At 73.0% G+C, this 24,990-nt stretch carries 20 protein-coding genes and 2 pseudogenes; 10 read left to right on the top strand and 12 right to left on the bottom strand.

What is annotated here, in order from left to right; all coding sequences use genetic code 11:
- The first annotated feature begins 44 nt into the window (after positions 1–44).
- Positions 45–2,516, top strand: a complete 2,472-nt coding sequence (locus ACQEVS_RS18345; RefSeq protein ID WP_433021701.1) for a DEAD/DEAH box helicase — start codon at positions 45–47, stop codon at positions 2,514–2,516.
- 13 nt (positions 2,517–2,529) lie between these two features.
- On the opposite strand, the gene ACQEVS_RS18340 is transcribed toward ACQEVS_RS18345, so the two are convergent.
- From ACQEVS_RS18340 to ssd, 7 genes and pseudogenes are all read right to left on the bottom strand, one after another.
- A complete protein-coding gene (locus tag ACQEVS_RS18340; RefSeq protein WP_433021699.1) occupies positions 2,530–2,940 on the bottom strand; it encodes an Rv3654c family TadE-like protein in 411 nt (136 codons plus the stop codon).
- Entirely contained in the window at positions 2,918–3,262 is a 345-nt protein-coding gene (locus ACQEVS_RS18335; protein WP_433021697.1) for a TadE family type IV pilus minor pilin, read from the bottom strand. Before ACQEVS_RS18335 ends, ACQEVS_RS18340 begins: the two co-directional genes overlap by 23 nt.
- Positions 3,249–3,446 (bottom strand): DUF4244 domain-containing protein, encoded by a 198-nt coding sequence (locus ACQEVS_RS18330; RefSeq protein ID WP_433021695.1) that lies wholly within the window; start codon positions 3,444–3,446, stop codon positions 3,249–3,251. The genes ACQEVS_RS18335 and ACQEVS_RS18330 overlap by 14 nt, the downstream gene beginning before the upstream one ends.
- Positions 3,447–3,558: 112 nt before the next feature.
- Positions 3,559–4,386, bottom strand: coding sequence for a type II secretion system F family protein (locus ACQEVS_RS18325; protein WP_433021693.1), 828 nt, complete (start codon positions 4,384–4,386; stop codon positions 3,559–3,561).
- On the bottom strand, positions 4,383–5,258 hold the full coding sequence (locus ACQEVS_RS18320; protein ID WP_433021691.1) for a type II secretion system F family protein: 876 nt from the start codon (positions 5,256–5,258) through the stop codon (positions 4,383–4,385). The genes ACQEVS_RS18325 and ACQEVS_RS18320 overlap by 4 nt, the downstream gene beginning before the upstream one ends.
- A complete protein-coding gene (locus ACQEVS_RS18315) occupies positions 5,255–6,454 on the bottom strand; it encodes a TadA family conjugal transfer-associated ATPase (protein WP_433021689.1) in 1,200 nt (399 codons plus the stop codon). Before ACQEVS_RS18315 ends, ACQEVS_RS18320 begins: the two co-directional genes overlap by 4 nt.
- A pseudogene (gene ssd, locus ACQEVS_RS18310) lies at positions 6,451–7,619 on the bottom strand (septum site-determining protein Ssd). Before ssd ends, ACQEVS_RS18315 begins: the two are co-directional and overlap by 4 nt.
- A gap of 407 nt (positions 7,620–8,026) precedes the next feature.
- On the opposite strand from ssd, the gene ACQEVS_RS18305 reads away from it, so the two are divergent.
- Complete coding sequence (locus ACQEVS_RS18305; protein ID WP_433021687.1) at positions 8,027–8,878, top strand: HAD family hydrolase; 852 nt, start codon at positions 8,027–8,029, stop codon at positions 8,876–8,878.
- A gap of 345 nt (positions 8,879–9,223) precedes the next feature.
- On the opposite strand, the gene ACQEVS_RS18300 is transcribed toward ACQEVS_RS18305, so the two are convergent.
- Positions 9,224–10,045 carry an oxidoreductase gene (locus ACQEVS_RS18300; RefSeq protein WP_433021685.1) on the bottom strand — a complete coding sequence of 274 codons (822 nt, stop codon included), beginning with the start codon at positions 10,043–10,045 and terminating at the stop codon, positions 9,224–9,226.
- 101 nt (positions 10,046–10,146) lie between these two features.
- On the opposite strand from ACQEVS_RS18300, the gene ACQEVS_RS18295 reads away from it, so the two are divergent.
- Positions 10,147–11,139: an ATP-binding protein gene (locus tag ACQEVS_RS18295; protein WP_433021683.1), complete on the top strand. Its 993-nt coding sequence runs from the start codon at positions 10,147–10,149 to the stop codon at positions 11,137–11,139.
- Here the strand turns inward: ACQEVS_RS18295 and ACQEVS_RS18290 are convergent.
- Entirely contained in the window at positions 11,120–12,499 is a 1,380-nt protein-coding gene (locus ACQEVS_RS18290) for a hypothetical protein (RefSeq protein ID WP_433021681.1), read from the bottom strand. The genes ACQEVS_RS18295 and ACQEVS_RS18290 overlap by 20 nt on opposite strands.
- Before the next feature lie 275 nt (positions 12,500–12,774).
- On the opposite strand from ACQEVS_RS18290, the pseudogene ACQEVS_RS18285 reads away from it, so the two are divergent.
- The 6 genes and pseudogenes from ACQEVS_RS18285 to ACQEVS_RS18260 all read left to right on the top strand — a co-directional run bounded on the left by ACQEVS_RS18285 (position 12,775) and on the right by ACQEVS_RS18260 (position 20,616).
- Positions 12,775–15,005, top strand: a pseudogene (locus ACQEVS_RS18285) (SulP family inorganic anion transporter).
- 134 nt (positions 15,006–15,139) lie between these two features.
- Positions 15,140–17,116 (top strand): acetate--CoA ligase, encoded by a 1,977-nt coding sequence (acs, locus tag ACQEVS_RS18280; protein WP_433021679.1) that lies wholly within the window; start codon positions 15,140–15,142, stop codon positions 17,114–17,116.
- Between the two features lie 188 nt (positions 17,117–17,304).
- Entirely contained in the window at positions 17,305–18,702 is a 1,398-nt protein-coding gene (gene nhaA / locus ACQEVS_RS18275; protein WP_433021677.1) for a Na+/H+ antiporter NhaA, read from the top strand.
- A 108-nt stretch (positions 18,703–18,810) separates the two neighbouring features.
- Complete coding sequence (locus tag ACQEVS_RS18270) at positions 18,811–19,269, top strand: phage holin family protein (protein WP_433021675.1); 459 nt, start codon at positions 18,811–18,813, stop codon at positions 19,267–19,269.
- Entirely contained in the window at positions 19,266–20,264 is a 999-nt protein-coding gene (locus tag ACQEVS_RS18265; RefSeq protein WP_433021673.1) for an alpha/beta fold hydrolase, read from the top strand. The genes ACQEVS_RS18270 and ACQEVS_RS18265 overlap by 4 nt, the downstream gene beginning before the upstream one ends.
- A gap of 130 nt (positions 20,265–20,394) precedes the next feature.
- On the top strand, positions 20,395–20,616 hold the full coding sequence (locus ACQEVS_RS18260) for a hypothetical protein (protein ID WP_433021671.1): 222 nt from the start codon (positions 20,395–20,397) through the stop codon (positions 20,614–20,616).
- Positions 20,617–20,744: 128 nt separating this feature from the next.
- Here ACQEVS_RS18260 and ACQEVS_RS18255 read toward each other — a convergent pair whose 3' ends face one another.
- From ACQEVS_RS18255 to nth, 3 genes are all read right to left on the bottom strand, one after another.
- Positions 20,745–21,944, bottom strand: a complete 1,200-nt coding sequence (locus tag ACQEVS_RS18255; protein ID WP_433021669.1) for a MarP family serine protease — start codon at positions 21,942–21,944, stop codon at positions 20,745–20,747.
- A gap of 131 nt (positions 21,945–22,075) precedes the next feature.
- A complete protein-coding gene (locus tag ACQEVS_RS18250) occupies positions 22,076–22,768 on the bottom strand; it encodes an NUDIX hydrolase (protein ID WP_433021667.1) in 693 nt (230 codons plus the stop codon).
- A 98-nt stretch (positions 22,769–22,866) separates the two neighbouring features.
- Positions 22,867–24,021 carry an endonuclease III gene (nth, locus tag ACQEVS_RS18245; protein ID WP_433021665.1) on the bottom strand — a complete coding sequence of 385 codons (1,155 nt, stop codon included), beginning with the start codon at positions 24,019–24,021 and terminating at the stop codon, positions 22,867–22,869.
- Positions 24,022–24,289: 268 nt separating this feature from the next.
- Here nth and ACQEVS_RS18240 point away from each other — a divergent pair, with 268 nt between their 5' ends.
- On the top strand, positions 24,290–24,964 hold the full coding sequence (locus tag ACQEVS_RS18240) for a Crp/Fnr family transcriptional regulator (RefSeq protein WP_004939715.1): 675 nt from the start codon (positions 24,290–24,292) through the stop codon (positions 24,962–24,964).
- The last annotated feature ends 26 nt before the right edge of the window (positions 24,965–24,990 follow it).

The raw sequence follows: 24,990 nt of genomic DNA, 5'->3' as shown, positions 1-24,990 counted from the left end.
GCACCTTGCATCGAGCGGTCGCCCCCCATGGATCGGCAGCCGCGATGGCATTCAATCACTTACCGGCAGGCGCGCACGACGCCTTGACGCCATTGTCCGTCACGCCAGTGACACACTCGATGTCGATGGCCCACGATCAACTCCCGCCGGAGGCGGGCGTACATCCCGCTCCCCGGGCGGTCCTCGACCGACTCGCCGCCGGGGCAGGCCGGGCTGCACGCATCACTCATACGGAGCACTTGCCCCCTCGTCCCGGACGTCATGCCCCCTGGCCCGAGAAGATCCGGCCGGAAGTGACCGACGCCATCCGGGCCGCCGGCATCGCCCGGCCGTGGGCGCACCAGGCGCTCATGGCCGAGCACGCGCTGCGCGGCGAATCGGCCGTGGTCGCCACCGGCACCGCCTCCGGAAAATCCCTCGCGTACCTGGCGCCCGTCCTGAGCACCCTGCTGGACGGCTCCGAGGCCCCCAACGGCCGCGGTGCCACCGCCCTCTACCTGGCGCCCACCAAGGCGCTCGCCGCCGACCAGCGGCGGGCCGTCCGGGAACTCGCCGCGCCGCTCGGCAAGGCCATCCGGCCCGCCGTCTACGACGGGGACACCCCGTTCGAGGAACGGGAGTGGGTGCGGCAGTACGCCAACTACGCGCTCACCAATCCCGACATGCTCCACCGCTCGATCCTGCCCGCCCACCCCCGATGGGCCTCCTTCCTGCGCGCCCTGCGCTATGTCGTCGTCGACGAGTGCCACACCTACCGCGGCGTCTTCGGCTCCCACGTCGCCCAGGTGCTGCGCCGACTGCGCCGGCTCTGCGCCCGCTACGGCTCCGAACCCGTCTTCCTGCTCGCCTCCGCGACCGCCTCGGAACCGGCCGCCGCGGCGACCCGCCTCACCGGGGTGCCAGTGGTGGAGATCACCGATGACGCCTCCCCGCGCGGCGAACTCGTCTTCGCCCTCTGGGAGCCGCCGCTCACCGAACTCCACGGCGAACGGGGCGCGCCCGTCCGCCGCACCGCCACCGCCGAGACCGCCGACCTGCTGACCGACCTCGCCGTGCAGGGCGTCCGCACCGTCGCCTTCGTCCGCTCCCGGCGCGGCGCCGAGCTGATCGCCCTCATAGCCCAGGAACGCCTGGCGGCCGTCGACCGCTCCCTCCCCTCCCGTGTCGCCGCCTACCGCGGCGGCTACCTCCCCGAGGAACGCCGCGCCATCGAGCGCGCCCTCCACACCGGCGAACTGCTCGGCCTGTCCGCCACCACCGCCCTGGAGCTCGGCGTGGACGTGGCCGGTCTCGACGCCGTCGTCCTCTCCGGCTACCCCGGCACCCGCGCCTCGGTGTGGCAGCAGGCGGGCCGCGCGGGCCGCCGGGGCCAGGGCGCCCTCGCCGTGCTCGTCGCCCGCGACGACCCGCTGGACACCTACCTCGTGCACCACCCGGACGCCCTGTTCCGGCAGCCCGTGGAGGCCACCGTCCTCGACCCGGACAACCCCTACGTCCTGACGCCGCACCTGTGCGCGGCGGCCGAGGAACTGCCGCTCACCGAAGCCGACCTGTCACTCTTCGGCCCGGAGACGCGGAGCCTGCTCGCCCGGCTGGAACTCCGCAAGCTGCTCCGCCGCCGCGGCTCCGCCTGGCACTGGACCCGCCGGGAACGCGCCGCCGACCTCACCGGCATCCGCGGCGAGGACGGGCGGCCCGTCCAGGTCGTCGAGGAGGGCACCGGACGGCTGCTGGGCACCGTGGACGCCTCCGCCGCGCACACCACCGTCCACGAGGGCGCGGTCCACCTCCACCAGGGCCGTAGCTATCTCGTCCGGCGGCTCGACCTCGACGACTCCGTCGCCCTGGTCGAGGAGGCCGACCCGCCCTACTCGACGACCGCCCGCGACACCACCACCATCTCCATCCTGGAGACCGGCAGGGAGATCCCCTGGGGGGACGCACGGCTCTGCTTCGGCTCGGTCGAGGTCACCAACCAGGTCGTCTCCTTCCTCCGGCGCCGGCTCATCACCGGCGAGATCCTCGGCGAGTCCAAGCTGGACCTGCCGCCGCGCACCCTGCGCACCCGGGCCGTGTGGTGGACGGTCACCGAGGACCAGCTCGACGACGCCCGCATCCCGCAGGAGGCCCTCGGCGGGGCCCTGCACGCCGCGGAGCACGCCTCCATCGGCATGCTGCCGCTCTTCGCCACCTGCGACCGCTGGGACATCGGGGGCGTCTCCGTGCCCCTCCACCCCGACACGCTCCTGCCCACCGTCTTCGTCTACGACGGCCACCCGGGAGGCGCCGGCTTCGCCGAGCGCGCCTTCCACACGGCCGCCCGCTGGCTGGCGGCCACCCGCGAGGCCATCGCGTCCTGCGAGTGCGACGCGGGCTGCCCGTCCTGCATCCAGTCGCCCAAGTGCGGCAACGGCAACGACCCCCTCGACAAACGGGCCGCGATCCGCCTCCTCACCCGCCTCCTGGCCGACGCCCCGAAACCGGTGGACGACCCGACGGCGGACGCCAACCGGTAGCCCGGCCCCGCCCTCAAGGCCCTCTCCCCAGCGACCCGGCCTTCGCTTCCGCTGGGGCTCCGACCTCCGAGGCGGGACCCGCCCGGGAGCGGACCCGGACCGTATAAGGGCCCGCTCCCGCCTCGGCCGCCACCTCGGCCGTCTCACCCGTCACGACGCACCCGACCACGGCCGCCCGCTGGGCGTCGGCGACCCGGCGGGCGAAGCCGCAGGCCGCCTCCTGCCCCAGCAGGGCGTGATCGGCGGCGGCCAGGGCCGCCAGATCGGCGGCTCCGCCGGCGCGATGCCGGGCCAGCACCGCCTGGCTCATGGCCAGCAGGGCCAGGAACACCGCGCAGAGCGCCGTGACGGCGACCGCCGTCCAGACCGAGGCGGATCCCCGGTCCCGACCTGCCCCTCGGTCAGCGCACCGTCTCCTCCGCAAGAGCCACCGCCTCTCCGTCGAGCCGGACGGCGAGCGGTCCCGGACCCGCCGCCCGGGCCTCCACCCGCACTCTCACCAGGTCTCCCTCCCTCGTCAGCGCCACCCGGGCACCGGCGGGCGCCGCCGACCGCGCGGCGGCGACCACCGCGGGGCCGGATTCGGACCGGGCCGCCGCGCGGGCCCCGGCCCGCGCGGCGTCCACACACTGGAGCTGCGCCGAGGCGGCCACCAGCCCCCACATGAGGGCCGTGCCGACCAGCACCAGCGCCGGCAGCACCAACGCGGCCTCCGCGGTGACCTGACCCCCGTCAGAACGCCGCATGGAGCCCCTTCTCGATCAGGGCCTGCAGCGCCGCGCTCACGGCGCCGCTGGTGACCACCTTGTAGAGCACCGCCGCCAGCGCGCAGGCCGCGAGCGTGCCCACCGCGTACTCGGCCGTCGTCATGCCGGCCTCCCCCGCCGCAGCGGCCCGGCACCGGACCCTCGTCCACCACCGCATGTCCATCTCCACCCCTTCGTTCGCCGTTTTTCCTCTCCGGACCCATCGCCCGGACGTCTTCGCGTTCCGTTCCCTCACCGGCCCGTCGGCGCTGATCCCGGGCCCCCCGCGTGCTCGCTCATCCACCGGTCAGCAGCCCGCTCGCCAGGCCGATCACCATGGGCACGACTCCGACCGCCAGGAAGGCCGGCAGGAAGCACAGCCCCAGGGGAGCCGTGGCCAGGACGCCGGCGCGTCTCGCCCCGGCCGCCGCCGTACGGCCTCGCGCGGCGCGCAGACGGCCGGCCAGCCGCGCCATCGTGTCCACCGCCGGAACTCCCGTCGCCTGCGCCCGTTCCAGGCTCAGGGCCAGCCCCCGGGCGCCCGGCAGTTCGCCGAGCCGCCCCCAGGCGACCGCCGGATCCCCACCGAGGCGGACCTCCGCGGCGGACCGGGCCAGCCGTTCACCGACCGGGCCGCCGAGCGAGCTCCCGACCGCTTCGGCCGCCTCCCCCGGCCCGGCACCCGCGGCGAGGCACGCCGCCAGCAGCTCCGCCGCGAGGGGCAGGTGGCGTAACACGTCGTCCGTCGGAAGGTCCGTGCGCGCCGCGGCGGCCCGTGCCGCCCTCCCCCGCCACCACCAGGCCGCACCGGCGGCGACCGCGCCGAGGGCCCAACCCCCGGCGCCGTCCACCAGGACGAGTACCGAGCCACCCGCCGCTATCGCGGGCAGCACCCGTCGGGTGACGACCGGCCCCACCACCCACGCCCGGAACCGGGCGGCCTCGCGAGGACCACCGTCCGGGGCACCGGCCGTGAAGAGCCGTGCCGGGCGCCGTCGGACGGCATTCCGCCGGTGGGCCGTGCGCAGTGCCGCCACCGCGCCGGCCGCGACGACCACCAGAACGGTGGCCGGCACGATCGCCTGCCCGAGCGCCGCGGCGCCCTCTCCTCCCGCCCCGGTCATGTGCCCTCCCCTCCCCCGGCCGCGGCACGCACGATGCGCCGCGTCCAGACCAGGCCCGCGCCTTCCAGAAGCCCGCCGAGGGCGAGACAGCCGAGACCGGCCGGTGTGTGCAGCAGAACCCGCAGGGGCTCGGCACCGAGGGCCGTTCCCATGGCCAGGGCGACGGCGGGCAGCAGGGCGAGCATCACGGCGGTGGATCTGGTGCCCGCCAACTGCGCCGCGAGTTCCTCCCGCTGGTCGCGCTCGACGGAAAGGGCGTGCCCGACCCGTTCGAGGCCGACCGCGAGCCCCGCGCCGCCGTCGACCGCGACCTGCCAGCAGGCGGCCACCCCGGCCAGCCCTCCAGCCCCCTCCTGCCGCCCCGCCTCCCGCAGCGCGGCGGGGACGTCACCGCCGAAGCGCGCGGCGGCCGGCACCGCGGCCCAGGCCGGGCCCAGGGCTTCGCCGTCGAAGGCCCGCACCGCCTCACCGGGCTGGCGCCCCGCCCGCAGATCGCCCGCGACGGCCCCGCACAGCTCGATCACCGCCTCGGCACGCCGCTCGCGGACGCGCCGACGCGTCCGGGCGTCCAGTCGGCGCCTCACCAGCGGCACGGCGACCACCGCGACGAGCGGCGGAAGAAGCGAATCACCCCACAACCCGATCAGGCATCCCACCGGCAGGCACAGCAACTCCCGCCGCTGACACGCCGCTTCCGTCAAGCGGGTGATGGCCGCGCGGATCCGTGTCGGCTGGGTGGGGGTCCAGGGCACCAAGGGACCGCTTCCGGCGAGGACGATCCTCGCGCGCCGGACTTCCCGGCCGCGTCCCGCCAGTTGCCATGCCATCAGGGCGGCACAGAGGAGCAGGGCGACCGCGACCGGCGCCGTCATGACAGCCCCCCGTCCGCTTCCGGCCGGGCGCCGGGATGGTCCGCCGCGTACCCGCCGCGCCCGCACAGGACCATCAACCGGTCCCAGCCCGGTGCGCGCCGGAATCCGCCGGGCCCCCACAACGCGGCCGGCACGGTCGTCACGAAACCGGCCCGGTCCCGGTCCAGGACATGGACCTCGGCGACCCTGCGGCGGCCGTCACGGCCCCGCACCAGATGGATCACCACCGACAACGCGGCCGCCAACTGGCTGTGCAGCGCCGCCCGGTCGAGTCCCGCCGTGGACCCGAGGGCCTCCAGGCGGGCGGGAACGTCCGCGGCCGCGTTGGCGTGCACGGTGCCGCATCCGCCTTCGTGACCCGTGTTGAGCGCCGCCAGCAGGTCGGTGACCTCCGGGCCGCGCACCTCGCCGACGACGAGCCGGTCCGGTCGCATGCGCAGTGCCTGCCGGACGAGATCCCGCAAGGTCACCCGCCCGGTGCCTTCCTGGTTGGCGGGCCGGCTCTCCAGCCGCACCACGTGCGGGTGGTCGGGCCGGAGTTCGGCCGAGTCCTCCGCGAGGACGATCCGTTCGTCCGGGGCGACCAGGCCCAGCAGGCTGGACAGCAAGGTGGTCTTTCCCGAACCCGTGCCGCCGCTGATCACGAAGGAGAGGCGGGCGTCCAGCACGGCGCGGAGGAGCCACTGGCCACTGGGCGGCAGCGTGCCGGCCGCGGCCAGTTCGTCCAGGGTGAAGGCCCGGGGGCGCACGACGCGCAGGGAGAGGCAGGTCGAGCCGACGGCCACCGGGGGAAGGACCGCGTGCAGCCGGGTGCCGTCGGGCAGCCGCGCGTCCACCCATGGGCGGGCGTCGTCCAGCCGCCGGCCCGCGACGGCGGCGAGGCGCTGCGCGAGCCGTCGGACGGCGGCGGCGTCGGGGAAGGAGACGTCGACCCGGCGCAGCCCGGAGCCGCGGTCCACCCAGACCCGGTCGGGGGCGGTGACGAGGACGTCGGTGACGTCCGGTTCGGCGAGGAGCGGCTCCAGTGGTCCGGTGCCGACGAGTTCGGAGCGCAGCCGGGTGGCGATGCCCAGCACTTCCGTGTCGCCGAGAAGCCGGCCCTCCTGGCGCAGGGCCTCGGCGACCCGTGCGGGCGTGGGCTCGGTCCCCGTGCCGGCCAGTCGTAGCCGTACGGCGTCCAGCAGCGCGGTGTTCATGCCGGCACCTCCGGCCCCTCGGGCAGGGCGCGGGCCCAGAACTCCGCGCAGAATGCGGCCAGCGGGCCTCGTTCGGCTCCGCCGGGCGGGCGGCCGTTGATCAGCGCCTGGGCCAGGCCGGGCTCCTGCGGGACCTCGCCCGCGAGCGGGATGTCCAGGAGCCGTGCGATCTCCTCGCCGTCGAGCCCTGGCCCGCACGGGCCCCGGACGACCAGCCGGAGGTCGCCCATCATCAGGCCGATCGCCGACGCGACGCGATGGGCGGCGGCCACGGCACGCAGTTCGGAAGGGACCACCAGCAGCCCCAGGTCCAGTTGTCTGAGGACCTCGACCGCGGAGCCGTCGGTGCCGCGCGGGAGGTCCACGACCACCACGCCACCACGCCTGCGAGCGGCCGCGAGGACGGCGCGTACGGCCTCCGGCGGCACTTCCGAGTCGCTGCGGTCCCAGCTCAGCAAGCGCAGTCCGTGCGGCTCGGGCAGCACCTCCTCCAGAGCCCGGCCCGCCATCCGACCCCGGGAGCCGGCGAACGCTGGCCATCTCAGCCCGTCGATCCGCTCGGCCCCAACAGGACGTCGAGGCCGCCGCCCAGCGGGTCGGCGTCGACCAGCATCGTCCGCCGGCCGGTCCGGGCCGCCCCGATCGCCAGGGCGCACGCGAGGGTGCTCGCTCCGGCGCCGCCACGACCGCCGATCACGCCGACGGTGAGCGCCGGCCCGTCCACGTCCTCGCCCGTGTCGGCGATCCGGTCGACGAGCCAGCCCTCCTCGTCGGGCAGCAGCGCGACGTTCCGGGCGCCGACGAGGACGGCCCGTCGCCAGAGGTCCGGATCGGCGGGCTCGCGGCCGACGAGCACCACGTTCTCGCGGTGCGGCAGGCCGGCCAGCCGGCCCGCGCAGTCGCCGCCGACCAGGACCAGGGAGGCCCTGTCCCACGTGCCGCGGTGGGCGGGCGCGCCGTGGCAGACCTCCGGTAGCGCCCCCGCCGCCGCGCACAGTCGCAGCAGATCGTCGAGCAGGTCCTCGTCCTGTGTGGCGATCAAAGGCCCGCCGCGTGTCGTGGCGGTCCGCGCCCCAGCGGATGTCTCGGGTCCGTTCACGGCCCCTCCCCCTTCTCCGGTGCTTCTCCGGCGCGCCCCATGGCGCGCTCTCGCATCCGCGGTCATCGCGGAACTCGTGGGGAATCACCGTGCGGCGGGCGCGGTAAATCGTGTGGATCTTGGTGAAAAACTGTGGACAACTCACCGGTTGTGGATATCCCGCTCACCTATACCGGTGACTTCCCCAGCGCAGCATGGCGATTACGCACAGTCACGCGTATGAAGGGGAGAGGAAGGGCGCCGAGCGGGGCCCGCGGAGGGCGAAGGAGGCCCGGGGTGACACGCGAAACGCGTCCGGACATGCGACGACCCCCGCCGGGGGGAGAGCGGGGGTCGTCCCCACGGCCGACTCGGGGGGGAGGAGTCGGACCGGGTTAGACACGGTCGCGAACGATCCGTGACTTCCATGGTGTACCCGAGAGGCTTCTCAGGCAAACCCACACGCCTCAGCTTACGCCGAATGGTGGGCCCCTATGCTCGGCGACGTGGAAAACCACTCCTCTCGCCGAACGGCCGCCTTCTTTGATCTGGACAAGACGGTCATTGCCAAGTCGAGCACGCTCACCTTCGGCAAGTCCTTCTACCAAGGCGGTTTGATCAACCGGCGCGCCGCACTGCGTACGGCATACATCCAGTTCGTCTTCCTCCTGGGCGGGGCCGACCACGAGCAGATGGAGCGGATGAGGAAGTACCTCTCCGAGCTCTGCCGCGGCTGGAATGTCCACCAGGTCCGCGAGATCGTCGCAGAGACCCTCCACCAACTCATCGACCCGATCATTTACGACGAAGCCGCCTCGCTCATCGAGGAGCACCATGCCGCCGGCCGGGACGTGGTGATCGTGAGCACTTCGGGAGCCGAGGTCGTCGAGCCCATCGGCCGGATGCTCGGCGCGGACCGCGTCGTCGCCACCCGGATGGTCGTCGAGGACGGCGTCTTCACCGGCGAGGTGGAGTACTACGCGTACGGCCCGACCAAGGCCGAAGCCGTCCGGGAGCTCGCCGCGTCGGAGGGATACGACCTCGCGGGCTGCTACGCGTACAGCGATTCGGCGACCGACCTGCCCATGCTGGAGGCCGTCGGCCATCCGCACGCCGTCAATCCGGACCGGGCCCTGCGCCGCGAGGCCACGGCGCGGGAGTGGCCGGTGCTCACCTTCGACCGTCCGGTCCGGCTCAAGCAGCGCGTCGCCGCGCTGCGCATGCCGTCCCGCCCCACCCTGCTGGCGGCGGCGACGGCCGGCGCCGCGCTGACGGCCGCGGGCCTGTTCTGGCTGGCGAGCCGCCGCCGCACTCCCGGCACGGGCGTCCGGAATACCCGTCTTTGAAGCTAAAAGTAAAGAAGTGCGTCTTCGCCTTCCGCTTGAGCGGCGAGCGGAGTAAAAAGGAGTCAACGGCCCGCGAGACCAGGGACATCCGAGAGGACGCCCTTCACGCACCACGGCCCCACGGACCGATCGCATGAACGCCGGGCACCCACGCGACGCCGACCCGTCGATTACGGGCCTGTCGCACCAGGCGGAGCAAAGTACCCCCGCCTGATCGACGCATCTCGTGCACGCACTGGTAACCCGGCGGACGTGCCAGCGGCGGTACCAAGGGAAAACCGGTACCGCCGCAGACCTGTTCGCGCCCGGACGTACGTCGCCCGCCGACGGTCCGGCCCTAAAAGCTCAGGCCGCGCCGCGCTGCAGGGCCTCGCACACGGCCGTCGACTCCCGCACCCCGAGCTCCGCCGCCCGGCCGCAGTGGGCGATCCAGGCCGCCACTCCGTCCGGCATACCGGAGGCATAGCCCGCGAGGGCGGCCGCGTAGGCGTCCCGCCCCGGTTCCGCGTGGCCCACCTCGGCCGGGCAGATCGACTTCGGGTCGAGGCCGCTGCCGACCAGCACGATGCGTTCGGCCGCCCGCGCCACCAAGCCGTTGTACGAGCCGAACGGGCGCAGGGCCAGGAGTTCGCCGTGCACCACGGCCGCCGTCACCAGGGCGGGCGCCTCGGTTCCCGCGATCAGCAGGGCTGCCAGGCCCTCCAGGCGGCCCGACACCTCGTCCGCGTCGGGCAGCGGCAGGTCGATGAGCGGCTCGTCGACGGACTCGCCCCGCAGCCGCGGCCGGCCCACCGCGTCGTCAGGCTGCGCACCGCCCGCGGCCACCAGATGCAGCCGGGCCAGCACGCGCAGCGGCGACTGCCGCCACACGCTCAGCAGTTGCCCCGACTCGGCGGTCAGGCGCAGGGCCGCCCCGACCGTGCGCGGCTCACCTTCGCCACCGAAGTCGGTGCGGCGGCGCACCTCTTCCAGCGCCCAGTCGGCGCCAGAGAGCGCGGCCGACCCACGAGCGCCGCGAAGAGCCGCCTCGGACGTCACCTCGTTGCTGCGCCGGCGCATCACCCGATGGCCGTACACACGGTCCACCGCCTTGCGCACGGACTCCACGGATGCGGCGACGCCCGGCAGGGAACCCAGAGCGGCCAGGGGATCGGCAGTCGTACTCATGGGTACGACACTACGCACTTCGGCCTTACACCCCCCGAAGGAGTGGTCTTCTTCACTCACCGCTCTCACTCCACGCACCTCCGCACCTACTCTTGGTGAACATGAAGATCGCTTTCGTAGGCAAGGGCGGCAGCGGAAAGACTACGCTGTCCTCGTTGTTCATCCGCCGGCTCGCAGCCCACCGGGTCCCGGTCATCGCCGTGGACGCCGACATCAACCAGCACCTGGGGGCGGCGCTCGGGCTGGACGAGACGGAGGCCGCCGCCCTGCCCGCGATGGGCGCGCACCTGCCGCTGATCAAGGACTACCTCCGCGGTACCAACCCGCGGATCGCCTCCGCCGACACGATGATCAAGACCACGCCGCCCGGAGAGGGTTCCCGGCTGCTCCGGGTCGACGAGGACAACCCGGTCTACGCGGCCTGCGCGCGGACGGTGACCCTCGACGACGGGGCGTCCGTACGCCTCATGGCCACCGGCCCGTTCACCGAGTCGGACCTCGGCGTCGCCTGCTACCACTCCAAGGTGGGCGCCGTGGAGCTCTGCCTCAACCACCTGGTCGACGGGCCGGGCGAGTACGTCGTGGTCGACATGACGGCGGGCAGCGACTCGTTCGCCTCCGGGATGTTCACCCGCTTCGACATGACGTTCCTGGTGGCGGAGCCCACCCGCAAGGGAGTGTCGGTCTACCGCCAGTACAAGGAGTACGCGCGGGACTTCGGGGTCCGTCTGAGGGTGGTGGGGAACAAGGTGCAGGGGCAGGACGACCTGGACTTCCTCCGGGACGAGGTCGGGGACGACCTGCTGACCACCTTCGGCCACTCGGACTGGGTCCGGGCCATGGAAAAGGGCCGGCCGCCCCTCTTCGAACTGCTCGAGGGTGCCAACCACCAGGCGCTGGGCGCCCTTCACGAGGCGGCGGACGCGGCCTACGAGCGGCGGGACTGGCACCGGTACACCCGCCAGATGGTGCACTTCCACCTCAAGAACGCCGAGAGCTGGGGCAACGCGAAGACGGGCGCCGACCTGGCCGCCCAGGTCGACCCCGCCTTCGTGCTCGGTGAGCGGATGTCGACTACTCCGCAGCCGGCCTGACCAGAACCGGCCTGATCCGCGTCGGCTTGTCGTCGTCCTCTTCGTCGTCGCCCTGGGAGTTCTCGTACGGCTCGTGCGTCGAGGGCTCCTGCGAGGACGGCGCGTGCCACGAGGGCAGGTGCGGGGTGGGCTGGTGGGGCGCGGACGACCGGGCGTCACCGAGGTGAGCCCAGCCGCCCCTCGGCGCCTCGCCGACCTCCAACCGGCGCAGCTTGGCCAGCACTTCGGGGTCCTGGGCGTCCAGCCAGTCGGCGAGCTGCTTGAAGGACACGCAGCGCACGCCCTCCTTGGTGCAGATCCGGGCCATGACGCTCTCGACGGCCTTCATATAGATGCCGCCGTTCCAGGACTCGAAGTGGTCGCCGATGAACAGGGGGGCGCGATTGCCGTGGTACGCCCGCTCGAAGCCGGCCATCAGCCCGTCGCGCATCTGCCGTCCCCAGGCTTCCCGCCGTGAGGGGTCGCCCTTGGTGGTCCCCGACTGGTTCGCCAGGAAGTTGTAGTCCATCGACAGGGTTTCGAAACCACGCCCGGGGACGGGGACGTCCTGCAGCGGGAAGTCCCACAGGCCGCCGATCTTCGACGGCCAGACCTGCCGGCCGCCGGCCGAGCTGGCGTCGTAGCGGAAGCCCAGCGACCGTGCGGCGGTGACGAGGTTGTGCTGCCCCTCCAGGCAGGGGGCACGCCCGCCGACCAGCTCCTTGGCGTAGTCGAAGGGCAGCGGGGGCTCGTTCTTCAGTCCGGCGTTGGTCTTCCAGTTGCGGACGAACGACAGGGCCTGCCGGATCTCACTCTTCCACTCCGCCGGTGACCAGGTGCCCACGCCCCTGTCCCGGCCGCAGAAGTGGCCGTTGAAGTGGGTGCCGATCTCGCTGCCGTCCAGCCAGGCCCCCCGGAGTTGCTCCACGGTGTCGCGGACGCCCCGGACGTCGTTGAACCCGATGTCCGAGGCGCCGGCGGCGTGTTGGGGCGGCTCATAGAGGGTGCGTTTGTCCTCGGGGAGCATGTAGACGCCGCTGAGGAAGTACGTCATCGTCGCGTGGTACTTCTTGCCGACCTTGCGGAAGTGGGAGAACAGCCGCTGGCTGTCCTCCCCCGCGCCGTCCCAGGAGAAGACGACGAACTGCGGTGGCTTCTCACCGGACGTCATCCGCCGGGGCTTCGGCTGCCGAGGCTGCGGGCCGGTGTCGGCGGTGGAGCCGTCGCCGAGGAGGCGGACCGGCCGCTCGACCGTGTTGGGCCCGGGGGCGGCCTGGGGGCCGCTCGGCTCCGGAGGGCCGGTGCCGGAGCAGGCCGCGGTTCCGGTCGCCAGCGACAGCGCGGCGAGCGCGCCCAGTGTGTATCTCCATGCAGCCGCCATCAGGCACCTCACCTTTCGGCCCGCTCGGCCGGTCCCTCGGTGGGCGTACGGACGCCCTGAGCCGCCGTCAACCTCGCATGGACGAAGGACATAGAAAAGTATGACAAGCCGATAAGAGTGCATATTCACCTGATGGGAGGAAGCTCCTCCTTGACCCCTGTCTGCCCCTTCCCTCGACCTTTACTCAGCATTACGATTCATTTACCGAGAGTTGCCATTGCGCTCCTCTCACCCGAGCGCTCCCGCCGGCCGCCGACGATGAAGACGGGACCGACATGCACGTTCAGCCAAGCCCTCCGACCCGGGCCGCCCAAGGGCCCGCCGACGATGTCCAGGACCGACCACGCCGCGCCGCGTGGCAGCGAGACCTGGTCCGTTCCGTCGCCTTGGCGCTGGCCGCCGCGCCGTTCTGCCTGGGGATCGCCCTGGCGGCGGGCGCGCCACTGCGGGCAGGGCTGATCGCGGCGGCCGCCGCCGGTCTCGTGGTGGGCGGTCTGGGCCGGGCGCCCTTCCGGGCCGGCGGACCGGCCGTCGCGCTGGTGGCGGTCACGGCGGAGCTGACCCAGCGGTACGGCTGGCGGGCGACCTGCGCGGTCACCGTGCTGGCCGGTCTGGTGCAAGTCGCCCTGGGCGCCCTGCGGGTGGCGCGGGCCGTGCCCCTCGTCGCACCCGGGCTCGTCCACGGGGCACTGGCCGGCCTCGGGCTGGCGGTCGCGCTGGGGCAACTGCGGTGCGTCTTCGGCGCGGAGGGCACCGAAGCGTCCACGCTGCGGAATCTGGTGGCGCTGGCCGGGGATGTGACGCACCCATGGCTCAGGGGCGTGCTGGTGGGGACGGCCACGGTCGCCGTCCTCCTCGTCTGGCGGAGGCTGCCGAGCCGGGCCGGCCGCTGGGCGGGGGTCGTACCGGCGCCGCTCGCCGCGGTGGCCGTCGTCACCGCCGCGAGCGCGGGGCTGCCGCTGCCACGGGTGCAATTGACCGGGTGGGAGACACACCCCCTCCCCGGCCTGCCGTCCGGTTCGTTTCTCGCGCTCAGCTCTGCCGTGTTGGGCGTGGCGCTCGTGGCCGGCATGGCGACGCTGGCTCCGGACGACGGCGGCCGGCCACCGGAGCAGCCGGACCGGGAGCTGATCTGCCAGGGAGCGGCCACCGCCGTCTCCGGACTGCTGGGAGGTCTGCCGGTCGCAGGCGGCGTGCTCCGGCCCGGCGGCCCGGCGAGCGGGGACCGTCCGACCGTGTCCCGGACCTCGTTGGTGCTGTACGGGCTTTGTGTGCCGCTGGGGGCGGTGCTCTTCGCGAGCGCTCTGGAGCACATTCCCTTGGTCGCGCTCTCGGCGTTGATCATGGCGGCCGGTGTGCGGCTGGTCCACCACGCGCACGCCCATCGGCCTCGTGACCGCGCGGCCCGGGCCGGCTACGTGGTCGCTTTCGCGGCCGTCGCGCTGTTCGGTGTGGTGCCGGGGCTGGCGGCCGCGGCCGTGGTGCCCGCCGTGATGGCGGTGCGGAAGTCCGCTCACGCGAGGAGCACGGCGGCGGGAGAACGGTGCGACCGCACCGAAGGGTCCGGACACCCGGACCGCCCCGAGCGCCACGGCCTTTCCGCTCAGCCGAACGTGACGGAGCATCGGGACCCGTTGGGCTCCTCCGAACGGGCCGGCCGACGGCCCGCCCCCGCTTCCGCGCCCGGCGCCGCGTCCCCCGTCTTCCGGCCGTGGACGTCCTGGCGCCACCACCACTCCACCCGGCCGGCCCCCGGGCCTGGCGGGGGATCCGGCGGGGGCGCGGGCGGGCGGCAGCTGATCGGCGGGGTGAGCGCGTTCCAGCGGGACACCGCGCCGTTGGTCCGCGACGAGCTGGCACGGCTCGCCCGGGAGGGGCAGAGCCCCAGCCAGCTCTTCCTGACCTGCGCCGACTCCCGCCTGGTGACCAGCATGATCACGTCGAGCGGGCCCGGCGACCTCTTCACCGTGCGGAACGTCGGCAACCTCATGCCCCGCCGGGCGCCGACACGTCCTGCGACTCGGTGGCCGCCGCCGTGGAGTACGCCGTCGAGGTGCTGAAGGTCGGGAGCATCACCGTCTGCGGGCACTCCGGTTGCGGAGCGATGCAGGCGCTGCTGGATTCTGTGCCGGGTCCGTCGGCGGCCCTCCCGGCACCGGCCGGTGGTTCCGGGGCGGCCGCGGGTCCGGAGACCCCGCTCGCCCGCTGGCTGCGGCACGGTCGGCCGAGTCTGGCCCGGATGCAGCGGATCGGGCGGCTCGGGCGCGGTGAGGTGGCGCTCGCCGACCGGCCCGTCGCGGACGACGCCGAGCGACTGGCCCTCGTCAACGTGATGCAGCAGCTCGACCACCTGCGGGCGCATTCCTGTGTCGCCCGGCGGGTGGCGGAGGGCACACTCCACCTCCAGGGCATGTACTTCCATGTGGGCGAGGCCCAGGCGTACGTCCTGGACCAGCGGTCCCGCACGTTCGCCGCCGTCCGGCCGGAGGTGCTCGATGCCGTCTGACCTCGGACGACCTCCTATCACCCGGACGCATACAGGTCTACACCAATCAATCGCCAACACCCCTTGTCAGGGTGTGCCCCGGGCTGGTGAGCTATGCCCGGGACGCAACGAGGCCCCTGGGAAAGGGAGATGTCGTGAGCAACGAAAGCCTGGCCAACCTTCTGAAGGAGGAGCGCCGCTTCGCACCGCCTGCCGCCTTGGCCGCACAGGCCAACGTCACCGCGGAGGCCTACGAGCAGGCGCGGGCCGACCGGCTGGGCTTCTGGGCCGCGCAGGCACGCCGCCTGAGCTGGCACACCGAGCCGACCCAGACCCTCGACTGGTCGAACCCGCCGTTCGCCAAGTGGTTCGCCGACGGCAAGCTCAACGTGGCGTACAACTGCGTGGACCGCCACGTCGAGAACGGCCTCGGCGACCGGGTGGCCCTGCACTTCGAGGGCGAGCCGGGCGACACCCGCTCGATCACCTACGCCGAGCTGCAGCGCGAGGTCTCGAAGGCCGCCAACGCCCTGACCGAACTGGGCGTCCAGGCCGGTGACCGGGTCGCCATCTACCTGCCGATGATCCCCGAAGCGGTCGTCTCGATGCTCGCCTGCGCCCGCATCGGTGCCCCGCACTCGCTCGTCTTCGGCGGTTTCTCCGCCGACGCCCTCGCCACCCGCATCGAGGACGCCGACGCCCGCGTCGTCATCACCGCCGACGGCGGCTACCGCCGCGGCAAGCCTTCGGCGCTCAAGCCGGCCGTCGACGAGGCCCTCACCCGCCCGGGCACGGAGAACGTCCGCAGCGTCCTCGTCGTCCGCCGCACCGGCCAGGAGGACGTCGCCTGGACCGAGGGCCGCGACGTCTGGTGGCACGACCTGGTCGAGCGGCAGTCCGACCGGCACACGCCCGAGGCGTTCGACGCCGAGCACCCGCTGTTCATCCTCTACACCTCCGGCACCACCGGTAAGCCGAAGGGCATCCTCCACACCACCGGTGGCTACCTCACCCAGATCTCGTACACCCACCACGCGGTCTTCGACCTCAAGCCCGAGTCGGACGTCTTCTGGTGCACCGCGGACGTCGGCTGGGTGACCGGCCACTCGTACATCGTCTACGGCCCGCTCAGCAACGGCGCCACGGAGGTGCTGTACGAGGGCACGCCCGACACCCCGCACCGGGGCCGCTGGTGGGAGATCGTCCAGAAGTACGGCGTCACCATCCTCTACACCGCGCCGACCGCGATCCGCGCCGCCATGAAGTGGGGCGACGACATCCCGGCCAAGTTCGACCTCGGCAGCCTGCGCGTCCTCGGCTCGGTGGGCGAGCCCATCAACCCCGAGGCATGGGTCTGGTACCGCGAGCACATCGGCGCCGGCACCACGCCCGTCGTCGACACCTGGTGGCAGACCGAGACCGGCGGCATCATGATCAGCCCGCTGCCCGGCGTCACCGAGACCAAGCCCGGCTCGGCCCAGGTGCCCCTGCCCGGCATCGCCGCGACCGTGGTGGACGACGACGCCAACGAGGTGCCGAACGGCTCCGGCGGCTACCTCGTCCTCACCGAGCCGTGGCCGGCGATGCTCCGCACGATCTGGGGCGACGACCAGCGCTACCTCGACACCTACTGGTCCCGCTTCGAGGGCCGCTACTTCGCCGGCGACGGCGCCAAGAAGGACGAGGACGGTGACATCTGGCTGCTCGGCCGGGTGGACGACGTGATGCTGGTGTCCGGGCACAACATCTCCACCACCGAAGTGGAGTCGGCGCTCGTCTCGCACCCCAAGGTCGCCGAGGCGGCGGTCGTAGGGGCGACCGACCCGCAGACCACCCAGGCGATCTGCGCCTTCGTGATCCTGCGCGGCGAGGCCGACCTCGGCGAGGAGGAGAGCGCCGCGCTGGTCGAGGAGCTGCGGGCGCACGTGGGCAAGCAGCTGGGCCCGATCGCCAAGCCCAAGCGGATCCTGCCGGTGGCCGAGCTCCCCAAGACCCGCTCCGGGAAGATCATGCGCCGGCTGCTCCGCGACGTCGCCGAGAACCGCACCCTCGGTGACGTCACCACGCTGACCGACTCCTCGGTCATGGAGCTCATCCAGGCCAAGCTCCCGGCGGCGCCCAGCGAGGACTGACCCGCCTGAGACTCCATTACCGAAGGGCGCTCGGTGCACACCGGGCGCCCTTCACCTGTTCGGGCTAAAGTAAAGACGCATCGCGTAGAAATCTCGACAAGAATCACAGGCGCGCCGGGAAGTCTGGTCGGCACTCGGCACACGTGGCCCCACGTGTGTCCGTCGATCGACCCCAGGAGGTCTCCACCGTGGCCGCGCCCCAGAAGAACCGTTCCGTCCTCCTCGGCCGACTGCCGCTGCCCGAGCGGAACCACCTCGCGGACGCGCTGCGCACCGAGACCGTCGGCGGCGTCCTGCTGCTCGCCGCCGCTGTCGCCGCCCTGATCTGGGCGAACACCCCGCTCAAGGACGGCTACGAGTCCATAAGCGCCTTCCACCTGGGACCCGGCGCGCTCGGGCTGAACCTCTCCGTCCAGCACTGGGCCGCCGACGGGCTGCTGGCCGTCTTCTTCTTCGTCGCCGGCATCGAGCTCAAACGCGAACTCGTCGCCGGGGAGCTCCGCGATCCCAAGGCGGCCATCCTCCCGGTGGTCGCCGCCCTCTGCGGCATGGCGATCCCCGCCGTCGTCTACACCGCGGTCGCGAGCAGCGGCGGCGGCTCCCTCCAGGGCTGGGCCGTCCCCACCGCCACGGACATCGCCTTCGCCCTCGCCGTCCTCGCCGTCATCGGCACGGCCCTGCCGTCCGCGCTGCGCGCCTTCCTGCTCACCCTCGCGGTCGTCGACGACCTCTTCGCGATCCTGATCATCGCCGTCTTCTTCACCTCGCAGCTGAACTTCGTCGCCCTCGGCTTCGCGGTGCTCGGCCTCGCGGTCTTCCGGCTGCTGCTGTGGAAGGGCGTCCGGGGCTGGTACGTCTACGTCCCATTGGCCGTCGTCAACTGGGCGCTGATGTACAACAGCGGGGTCCACGCGACGATCGCCGGCGTCGCCATGGGGCTGATGCTCCGCTGCCACCGGCACGACGACGAGCGGGTCTCCCCGGGGGAGCACATCGAGCACCTCGTACGCCCGTTGTCGGCCGGACTCGCCGTACCCCTCTTCGCCCTGTTCTCCGCGGGCGTCTCGCTCTCCGGCGGCGCGCTCTCCGACATCTTCCGCAGGCCCGAGACGCTGGGTGTCGTACTCGGTCTCGTGCTCGGCAAGGCGATCGGGGTCTTCGGCGGCACCTGGCTGGCGGCCCGGTTCACCCGGGCCGAGCTGAACCCGGACCTGAAGTGGCCCGACGTCCTCGCGGTCGCCTCGCTGGCCGGCATCGGCTTCACCGTCTCCCTGCTCATCGGTGAGCTGGCCTTCGGCGGCGATCCGGTCCTGGGCGGCGAGATCAAGGCGGCGGTCCTGGTGGGCTCGCTGATCGCCGCGGTCCTCGCGAGCATCCTGCTGAAGCTCCGCGACAACAAATACAAGAAGCTCTGCGCCGAGGAGGACCGCGACGAGGACCAGGACGGCATCCCGGACATCTACGAACAGGACGACCCGGCGTACCACCTGCGCATGGCGGCGATCCTCGAGGCGAAGGCCGCGGAACACCGCCGCCGGGCGGAAGTCGCCTCCGGGCGCACCACCGGCGACGATGGTCCGGCATGATCTGAGTGTCCTCACCACCGCCGAAGACGGGCGGAACACCCAGGGCGGACCCGGTCCGGGCCGCCGAGGACGCGCAGACGAGGGAGCGACGACGATGAGGGAGCAGCGATGAGCGCAGCCGACGACGGTGCCGAACGCAGCCTCGGCCAGCTGGTGGCGACGGCCACCGCGGAGCTGTCCGCGCTGGTGCACGACGAGATCGCGCTGGCCAAGGCCGAACTGCGGGAGGACGCCAAGCGGGTCGGCGTGGGCGGCGGCGCGATCGCCGCCGCGGGGACCCTGGCGCTCTTCTCGCTGCCGGTGCTGAGCTTCGCGGCGGCGTACGGCATCCACAACCTGGGCCTCGGCCTCGCCTGGTCGTTCCTGATCACAGGCGGTGCGTTCCTGGTGCTGGCGGGTCTGCTGGGGCTGCTGGCCGTCACCAAGCTGAAGAAGATCAGCAAGCCGGAGCGGACCATGGCATCGGCCAAGGAGACGGCCGCCGTCCTGAGCACGGTCAAGCCGCACCCCCGTCCTTTGACGGACACGCGCCCTGCGGACGCATCTGTGACACGCTCGTCCGTATGACGGTGCCCGATACCTCCGCAGCGCCCGCGTCTCCCGAACCCGCCAAGGCCCCGGATCCGTCCGCGCTGGCGGTCTCCGCCGCGTCGCCGACGGCGGTGGTGCGCCCGGACGGACCGTGGACGCACCGGGACGTCGCGGCGAACGGGGCGCGGTTCCACATCGCCGAGATGGGCGAGGGGCCGCTGGTGCTGCTGCTGCACGGTTTCCCGCAGTTCTGGTGGACGTGGCGGAATCAGCTGCCCGCGCTGGCGGAGGCCGGGTTCCGGGCGGTCGCGATGGACCTGCGCGGCGTGGGCGGCAGCGACCGCACGCCGCGGGGCTACGATCCGGCCAACCTCGCCCTGGACATCACCGGGGTGATTCGCTCGCTCGGCGAGCCGGACGCGGCCCTGGTCGGCCACGACCTCGGCGGCTATCTGGCGTGGACGGCGGCCGTGATGCGGCCGCAGTTGGTGCGGCGGCTGGTGGTGTCGTCGATGCCGCATCCCAGGCGGTGGCGCTCGGCGATGCTCACCGACCCGCAGCAGACCGCCGCCGGGTCGTACGTCTGGGGCTTCCAGCGGCCGTGGATCCCGGAGCGCCGGCTGGTCGCGGACGACGCGACGCTGGTCGGCCGGCTGATCCGGGACTGGTCCGGGCCGCGGCAGCCGGATGACGCGACGGTCGACGTGTACCGGCGGGCGATGACGATCCCGTCGACGGCGCACTGTTCGGTCGAGCCGTACCGGTGGATGGTGCGGTCGATGGCGCGGCCGGACGGCATCCAGTTCAACCGGCGGATGAAGCGGCCGGTGCGCGTCCCGACGCTGCACGTCCACGGGTCGCTCGATCCGGTGATGCGGACCCGGAGCGCGGCGGGTTCGGGCGAGTACGTGGAGGCTCCCTACCGCTGGCGCCTCTTCGACGGCCTGGGGCACTTCCCGCACGAGGAGGACCCGGACGCGTTCTCGGCGGAGCTGATCGGCTGGCTGAAGGACCCGGAACCGGACCGGTAGGGGCCGGCCCAAGGGCTGCCGGAACATCCGGCCGAACAATTGGCCGACGATCGGTCATTGCCTCGTGCATAGGCCAATTGCCCGCCTCGACGGCGATTACCGACCTTCCACCCCGGGCACAGGACCCGGTATGGGCTGGACGCACGACCATCGCGACCTGACTCAGCAGCGCGGCGCCGATGACGATGCCGCGGTGACTGTGGTGACCGAAGTATCCGAGAGGGCGGAGGGACCGCACGGCGGCTTCCTCCCGCCGGGGGACGGTACGGACCCCCAGCTCGGCATCCCGCGCATCATCCGGCGCCGCGCGCGCTGGGTGTCGGCACGGCTTCGCCATCCCCGCGGGCGCTGAGCGCCGGGCCGTCGCGCGGCGCGCCCGCAGCGCGGGGCTCGCGCCCGCGGCTCAGCTCCATTCACGCCCCTCTTCACGCCCCCGGAGTGCGCCTTGCGCGCCCTGAGCCGGGGGCGTGCGGGGCGCGCTCAGAGGGCGCACCCCTGGGTGTCGGCCCGTTCCACGGCCGTACGCCCCTCCGTGACGTCCTCCTGCACCTCGTCCGCCGTCAGCGCGTACCCCGTGTCCGCGTCGTCGAGCGACTTGGCGAAGACCACGCCGTACACCCGCCCGTCCGGCGTGAGGAGCGGGCCGCCGGAATTGCCCTGCCGCACGGTCGCGTAGAGCGAATAGACGTCACGCCGGACATAGCCGCGGTGGTAGATGTCGGGGCCGTTGGCGTCCACCCGGCTGCGGATGCGGGCGGACCGGACGTCGTAGGCGCCGTTCTCCGGGAAGCCCGCGACGATGGCGCTCATCCCGCTCTCGGCCTCCGCGCGGGCGAAGCGCAGCTCGGGGGCGCGCAGGTCGGGGACCTGGAGGACGGCGATGTCGCGCTTCCAGTCGTAGAGCACCACCTTGGCGTCGAGGAGCCGGCCGCGCCCGCCGACCTGCACGGTCGGGTCCGTCACCCCGCCCACCACGTGGGCGTTGGTCATCACCCGCTGTGGGGCGAAGACGAAGCCACTGCCCTCCAGCACCTTCCCGCAGCCCGGGGCGTTGCCGACCACCTTCACGATGCTCCGTTGCGCCTCGGCGGCGACAGTGCTGCCCGAGAGCGCGGGGTCGGGGGCCGGGACGGAGGTGATCGGCTCGGTCGAGAAGGGGGCGAAGACCTGCGGGAAGCCGTTCTGGGCGAGGGCCGTGCTGAAGTCCGCGAACCAGGTGTTGGCCTCCGTCGGCACCACCCGGGCCACGCCGAGCAGCACCTTCGAGGTGCGGACCTGCTTGCCGAGCGTCGGCAGCGACGTGCCCGCGAGGGCGGAGCCGATCACCCAGGCGACCAGCAGCATGGCCACCACGTTGACCAGGGCGCCGCCCGTCGCGTCCAGGGCGCGGGCCGGGGACCAGGTGATGTGGCGGCGCAGCCGGTTCCCCAGGTGGGTGGTGGCGGCCTGGCCCACCGAGGCGCAGACGATCACGATGACGACCGCCGCGACGGCCGCCGGGGTGCCCGGGGTGCGGTCCCCGGTGGCGTTGTCCCAGATCACGGGCAGCGCGTAGAGGGCGGCCAGCCCGCCGCCGAGAAAACCGATCACCGAGAGCACGCCGACCACGAACCCCTGGCGGTAGCCGATGACCGCGAACCAGGCGGCGACCAGCAACAGCACGATGTCCAGAACGTTCACCGAAGGGTGCCTCGCATTGCGGTTGTCGACGGTGGTGACGCGGCGGGGTGTGGCAGCGCGGAGATGACGGTGCCGATGACGTTTTACGGCGCGGATGACGTTTCGACGTCGCGGGCTGTGCCGCGGGCAGGTCAGGCGGTCCGGTCGAGCAGCACCTCCCGGCCGGCGTCCCAGGGCCGCTCCCAGCCCGCGTAGTGCAGGATGCGGTCGATCACCCCGGCGGTGAAGCCCCAGACCGTCGCCGAGCCCACGTGGAAGACCGGGCCGCGGTGCCCGCTGGGGTGGACGGCGGTCGCCCGGTTCGCCGGGTCGGTGAGCTCGGCGACGGGGACGGTGAAGACGCGGGCCGTCTCCGCAGGGTCGACCGGCCCGACCGGGCTGGGCTCGCGCCACCAGCCGAGGACCGGGGTCACGACGAAGCCGCTCACCGGAATGTAGAGGTCCGGCAGCACACCGAAGACCTGGACGCCCGACGGGTCAAGGCCGGTCTCCTCCTCGGCCTCGCGCAGCGCCGCGCGGATCAGGCCGCCGTCGGCCGGCTCGCCGTCCTCCGGGTCGAGGGCGCCACCGGGGAACGACGCCTGGCCGGCGTGTGAGCGCAGGGTGCCGGACCGTTCGAGGAGCAGCAGCTCGGGACCGTCCTGCCCCTCGCCGAAGAGGACCAGCACCGCGGAGAGGCGCCCTCCGGTCTCCGGCGGCAGGAAGCGGCTGAGCTGGTGCGGCTCGACGGTCGTCAGGAAGCGCGCCACCGGTTCCAGCCACTCGGGCAGCCCCTCGGCGGTCACGGTGATCTCACGGCTGTCGCGGCCGTACGTGCTCCTCATGCGCTTCCCCAATGTTCCCGACGTTCTCCCCCGGCGGCTGCCGGGCGTTCCCTGGTCTTCTGGCGGAATCCGCGCCGTGCCTCCGCGCGGCGGCTCCCTCACTCGGCTCCCAGCGGGGGCGCGGGCGGGCCCGGGAAGTCCGGCGGGGGCTTCAGGCGCTGGCCCGGCAGGCCGCCCTTCTCGTACTTGAGCAGCTTCCGCGCCTTCTCCGGGTCGGTCTCGCCCTCGCCGTAGGCGGGGCAGAGCGGGGCGATCGGGCAGGCGCCGCAGGCAGGCTTGCGGGAGTGACAGATGCGGCGGCCGTGGAAGATCACTCGGTGCGAGAGCATCGTCCAGTCGCCCTTGGGGAAGAGCGCGCAGACCTCGGCCTCGATCTTCTCCGGGTCGGTCTCCGCCGTCCACCTCCAGCGCCGGACGAGCCGCTGGAAGTGCGTGTCGACCGTTATGCCGGGGACGCCGAACGCGTTGCCCAAAACGACGTTGGCCGTCTTGCGCCCGACGCCCGGGAGCGTGACGAGGTCCTGGAGGCGGCCGGGTACCTCGCCGCCGAAGTCGTCCCGCAGGGCGGCCGAAAGCCCGAGCAGGGACCGGGCCTTCGCGCGGAAGAACCCCGTCGGGCGGATCAGCTGCTCCAGCCGCTCCGGGTCGGCCGCCGCCATGTCCTCGGGCGTGGGGTACGCCTCGAAGAGGGCGGGGGTGGTCTGGTTGACGCGCAGGTCGGTGGTCTGAGCGGAGAGGACCGTGGCCACGAGGAGCTGGAAGGGGTTCTCGAAGTCCAGCTCGGGGTGGGCGTACGGGTAGACCTCGGCGAGCTCGCGGTTGATCCGCCGGGCGCGGCGGACGAGCGCGGTCCGCGACTCCGCGGGGGCGCCGCTGCCGCTCGTGGCCGGCGCCGCGGTCTTCTTGGTGTCCGCGGCCTTCTTGTCGACCGCGGTTTTCTTGGCACCGGCGGTCTTCTTGGCAGCGACCTTCTTGGGAGCAGCCGTCTTCCTCGCCGGGGTCTTCTTGCCGGCAGCCGTCTTCTTCCCCGCGGCCTGCTTCACCGCGGCCTGTTTCGCCGCCGTTCTCCCGGCGGCGGCGCTCCGGCCGGCGGCGCCCGTCGTCGGGGCGGCCTCCGCGGCCGAGCCGTCACCGTCGGCCGACCGCACCCCCCGTTCGGCCGACGGCGCCGCCTTCGCCTTCCCGCTCGGCCTCCGGCCGCCCTCCGCACGGGCCTGCGATTTGGTGCTGTCTGCGTCTTTTGCGGTTTTCACCGCGGGCTGTTCGCCCACAGCGGAATCGCGGGTCGAGGTCACCCTCCCGGCCCCCTTACCCTGTGCTCTCACCGGCGTATTGGACACCCGGCCAGACTAAAGCCCGGCACTGACATCCGCCCCGAGCGCGGGAAAAGCACAGCCCAATCGGACCCCTGCCGTAGGGCTCCGGGCGACGATGCGCCACACTTGTGTTTGATCACACAGTTTTACCGACGGGCATCATGGGGACCACGGTCCTCTGTGCATGTCGACAAGGAGAGAACTCGTGGACGACGTTCTGCGGCGCGCCCCGCTCTTCGCGGCGCTCGATGACGAGCAGGCCGCTGAGCTGCGCGCCTCCATGGGCGAGGTCACCCTCGCGAGGGGCGACGCCCTGTTCCACGAAGGCGACCCGGGCGACCGCCTCTACGTGGTGACCGAGGGCAAGGTGAAGCTTCACCGCACCTCCCCCGACGGCCGCGAGAACATGCTCGCCGTCCTGGGACCCGGCGAGCTGATCGGCGAACTGTCCCTCTTCGACCCCGGGCCGCGCACCGCCACCGCGACCGCCCTCACCGAGGTCAAGCTCCTCGGCCTGGGCCACGGCGACCTCCAGCCGTGGCTGAACGCCCGCCCGGAGGTGGCCACCGCCCTGCTGCGCGCCGTCGCGCGCCGGCTGCGCCGCACCAACGACTCCATGTCGGACCTCGTCTTCTCGGACGTCCCCGGCCGCGTCGCCAAGGCGCTGCTGGACCTGTCGCGCCGGTTCGGCGTGCAGTCCGAGGAGGGCATCCACGTGGTGCACGACCTCACCCAGGAAGAACTGGCCCAGCTCGTGGGCGCCTCCCGGGAGACGGTCAACAAGGCCCTCGCCGACTTCGCCGGCCGCGGCTGGCTGCGCCTGGAGGCCCGCGCCGTGATCCTGCTGGACGTCGAGCGGCTGGCCAAGCGCTCGCGCTGACCTCGCGGGCGCCGAGCCGCGCCCGC

It is taken from the genome of Streptomyces sp. CA-181903, from assembly GCF_050937075.1.
Taxonomy (GTDB): domain Bacteria; phylum Actinomycetota; class Actinomycetes; order Streptomycetales; family Streptomycetaceae; genus Streptomyces.
The sequence above is the reverse complement of the archived record's forward strand: the minus strand, read 5'-3'. Positions and strand labels throughout refer to the sequence as shown.